This window comes from Mesorhizobium intechi (genome assembly GCF_002879535.1).
Taxonomy (GTDB): Bacteria; Pseudomonadota; Alphaproteobacteria; order Rhizobiales; family Rhizobiaceae; genus Mesorhizobium; species Mesorhizobium intechi.
On record NZ_PNOT02000096.1, the window covers coordinates 1 to 3,588 of the forward strand.

Here is a 3,588-nt window from a genome sequence, read left to right on the forward strand (position 1 = left end):
AAAAAAAAGGCCCGCCGGCTAGGCCGGCGGGCCGCAACTATTGCCTGGAGGGCTTTTAGTTGAACTTGTACTTCGCGCCGAGACGCACGGTATGGAAAGAAGAAGTGGATGTGATGGAGTCGTCGGGCAGCCCCAACTCCAACGAGAAATCCTTCTTGGCGAATTGCGAATAGCGATACTCGACGCCGACCGTGACGTTGCTGGATACTGCTGTTTCCAGACCGCCACCAACCGAGAAACCGCTGGAACCCCAGTCCAGGATATCGCCGGTCGGGTCGGAAGCATTTATGTCAAAATGCTGCCAGCTGTAGCCGGCCAGTGCGTAGGCAAGCGTCGATTCGTTCATCTTCATGCCGACGCGGCCGAGCACGTCGAAACCGTAGTCGGTGTCGGCATTGATGGATCCGCCGCCAAGGTCCAGCTTCGAGGTCATGCCGGAGTAGCGGGCGTCGACCATCACGCCTGCAACCCAATTGCCGAAGTCTTGGTCGTAACCAACGTTCAACTCGCCAAACGCGCCTTCGCCGCCGAGGCCATTGAACTTGGCGCCACCGAGCGGCGGGATTTCGATCTGGTGCACGGACGCACCCGCGCCGGCCGCGCCGCCGATATAGAAGCCGGTCCAGTTGTATGCAGGGGTTTCAAAAGTGGCACCACCGCCATTCTGGGCGCCAAAACGATAGTTGGCTGCAATCTGGAATGTATGCCGTGACGTATCGAGGTTGAGAAGGCCATCCGGAGCTCCGATAAGGCCGGCCTCCGAGAGGAGATCCCCCTTGGTGCCGAAGCGCGTGTAGCGGTACTCTGTCTTGATCGTCCAATTGCTGTTGATGGCCGTTTCAATGCCTGCGCCGACGAAGTAGCCGCTCTGGTCCCAATCAAAGCCGAAGCCGGCATTGGTATCGAGCTTGTACTTCTGCCAGGAATAGCCGCCGAGCACGTAACCCAGTGTGTTCGGGGTAAACAGATAGCCGACGCGCAGGCCAGCGTCGAAACCGTATGTCTCCTGGATCGAGGCGTTGAAACCGGCGGCGTCGATCTTGGTTTTGATATCGCCCACGTGGACGTCCAGCAATCCGCCGAGCAGAAAGCGGGGAGACACCATATAGTCGTAACCAGCGGTCAGCTCGCCGTAAACACCCTCACCACCAATGCCGTTCAGCGAAATCGGAATAAAGTCGCTGCTGAGTTTATGAACGTTGGCACCAGCACCCACGCCGAAGCCGACATACAGCCCACTCCAGTTGAACCCGGACGCCTCTACCGGCTGGACCACATCAGCGGCATGCGCGGCGGACATCAAAGCCACCGCAGAAACGGCACCCAAAAGGAAAGATTTCGCAGAAACGCGAAGCAACATTGCCCAAACCCCTAATCAATAAACCCGCCGCGTCTCTAGCAGGGAGTCGGTCTGACCAGGAATGACAAATATGCAACAGTTTTGGGCAAACCAAAACCTGCGGCGGACACTGTTCTGCCCGTACCCAGGGCGCCGCCCCAGATCGGCCAATAATAAGCCCGCCGGCGTGGACCGGCGGGCAACAATAGCCAGTTGACTTTTTCTGGGTGTATCAGGCCGCCAGAACAGCTTTCGGCTCGACCAGCTCGTAGCCGAGCGCTTCGGCGACCGCCCGGTTGGTGATCTTGCCCTTGTGGACATTGAGGCCATTGCGCAGGTGATGGTCGTCGACCAGCGCCTTCAGGCCCTTGTCGGCGAGCTGCAGGCCGTAGTGCAGCGTCGCATTGTTGAGGGCGTGGGCAGAGGTGACCGGCACCGCACCTGGCATGTTGGCGACGCAATAGTGGATCACGCCATCGACCTCGTAGGTCGGCTCGGCGTGGGTCGTCGCATGCGAGGTCTCGAAGCAGCCGCCCTGATCGATGGCGACGTCGACCAGCACCGAGCCCTTCTTCATGCCCGAAAGCATTTCGCGGGTGACGAGCTTCGGCGCGGCGGCACCGGGAATCAGCACGGCGCCGACGACGATGTCGGCCGAAAAGCATTCCTCCTCGAGCGCCTCGACGGTGGAGTAGCGGGTGTGCACACGGCCGGCGAAAAGGTCGTCGAGCTGGCGCAGGCGCGGGATCGAGCGGTCGATAATGGTGACATCGGCGCCAAGGCCCGCGGCCATGCGGGCCGCGTGCAGGCCGACGACGCCGCCGCCGAGCACGGTGACCTTGCCGGGCAGCACGCCGGGCACGCCGCCGAGCAGCACGCCGCGGCCACCATTCGCCTTCTGCAGCGCCGTGGCGCCGGCCTGGATCGACAGGCGGCCGGCGACTTCCGACATCGGCGCGAGCAGCGGCAGGCCGCCACGATCGTCGGTCACGGTTTCGTAGGCGATCGCGGTGACGCCCGAAGCGAGCAGGCCCTTGGTCTGCTCCGGATCCGGAGCCAAATGCAGGTAGGTGTAGAGGATCTGGCCGTCGCGCAGCTGAACCCATTCATTGGGCTGCGGCTCCTTGACCTTGACGATCATGTCCGACTTGGCGAACACGTCGGCGGCGGCCTTGGCGATGGTGGCGCCGGCGGCGCGATAGGCATTGTCATCGGCACCGATGCCAGCGCCGGCGCCGGCTTCGACCAGAACTTCGTGGCCGTGCGCCACATATTCGCGGACGGAGCCTGGCGTGAGGCCGACGCGATATTCGTGGTTCTTGATTTCCTTGGGGCAGCCGACACGCATTTTCTTCTCCTGATCCGGGCCCTTTTGGGCTCACTCCCTATATTGTGGGAGTGAACCATGAATCGGCTCGCAAGTGTTTGCGAATGCGCTTGCGCGGCCCGGCCTGTTTCGATAATCCTTGCGCGAAATAGCAGGATATTCGCAGGATTCACGAAAAATGCCGCTAGACAGGATCGATATCGCCATTCTTGAGACTTTACAGAAGGACGGCAGGATACCCAATGCCGCGCTCGCCGAGAAGGTTGGCCTGTCGCAGTCGGCCTGTTCGCGCCGGCTCGACAATTTGGAAAAATCCGGAACCATTCGTGGCTACCACGCCCGGCTGTCCAATGCCGCGCTCGGTCATCAGATGACGGCGATCGTGCATATATCGCTGTCGGGCCAGTTCGAGAAGACGCTGTCGGATTTCGAAGCAGCGATCAAGCGTTGCCCCAATGTCTTGTCCTGCCACCTGATGTCGGGCGAATACGACTACATCCTGCGCATCGCGGCCAAAGACCTGGTCGACTATGAGCGCATCCACAAGGAATGGCTATCGGCCATGCCGCATGTGACCAAGATCAACTCGTCCTTCGCCTTGCGCGAAATCGTCGACCGCACCGCCATGGGCATGAAGCCTGAGATGGCTTGAGCTTCCCGGGCTGACCTTGCTCCAGACAGGCTTCAGGCTTCCGTCACGATCCGATCCATCGGAATGTCGTGCGGCTGCGGATAGATGGTGGCAACGCGCTGCAGTTCGTAGCCGACGCCGATGACCAGCGGCTTGGACGGCATGGCGGCCAACGTGCGGTCGAAGAACCCGCCGCCATAACCCAGGCGATAATTTGCCGGGTCAATGCCGACGATCGGCGCGACGACGATGTCCGGCAGCACGGGATCGCCCTCAGCCGGGATCGGGATA

4 protein-coding genes are annotated in these 3,588 nt (G+C 61.3%); 1 reads left to right on the forward strand and 3 read right to left on the reverse strand.

What is annotated here, in order from left to right; translation table 11 throughout:
• Positions 1-55 precede the first annotated feature (55 nt).
• Together C1D09_RS08875 and ald are read right to left on the reverse strand one after the other, a co-directional pair.
• The gene (locus C1D09_RS08875; RefSeq protein ID WP_143973922.1) at positions 56-1,360 is read right to left on the reverse strand and encodes an outer membrane protein; all 1,305 of its coding nucleotides are present in this window, start codon (positions 1,358-1,360) and stop codon (positions 56-58) included.
• A 211-nt stretch (positions 1,361-1,571) separates the two neighbouring features.
• The gene (gene ald / locus C1D09_RS08880; RefSeq protein ID WP_143973923.1) at positions 1,572-2,687 is read right to left on the reverse strand and encodes an alanine dehydrogenase; all 1,116 of its coding nucleotides are present in this window, start codon (positions 2,685-2,687) and stop codon (positions 1,572-1,574) included.
• 157 nt (positions 2,688-2,844) lie between these two features.
• On the opposite strand from ald, the gene C1D09_RS08885 reads away from it, so the two are divergent.
• Complete coding sequence (locus C1D09_RS08885) at positions 2,845-3,318, forward strand: Lrp/AsnC family transcriptional regulator (RefSeq protein ID WP_010909317.1); 474 nt, start codon at positions 2,845-2,847, stop codon at positions 3,316-3,318.
• A 32-nt stretch (positions 3,319-3,350) separates the two neighbouring features.
• Here the strand turns inward: C1D09_RS08885 and C1D09_RS08890 are convergent.
• Positions 3,351-3,588: 5-formyltetrahydrofolate cyclo-ligase (locus C1D09_RS08890; protein WP_281288549.1), on the reverse strand; the 238-nt coding region annotated here is incomplete at its 5' end.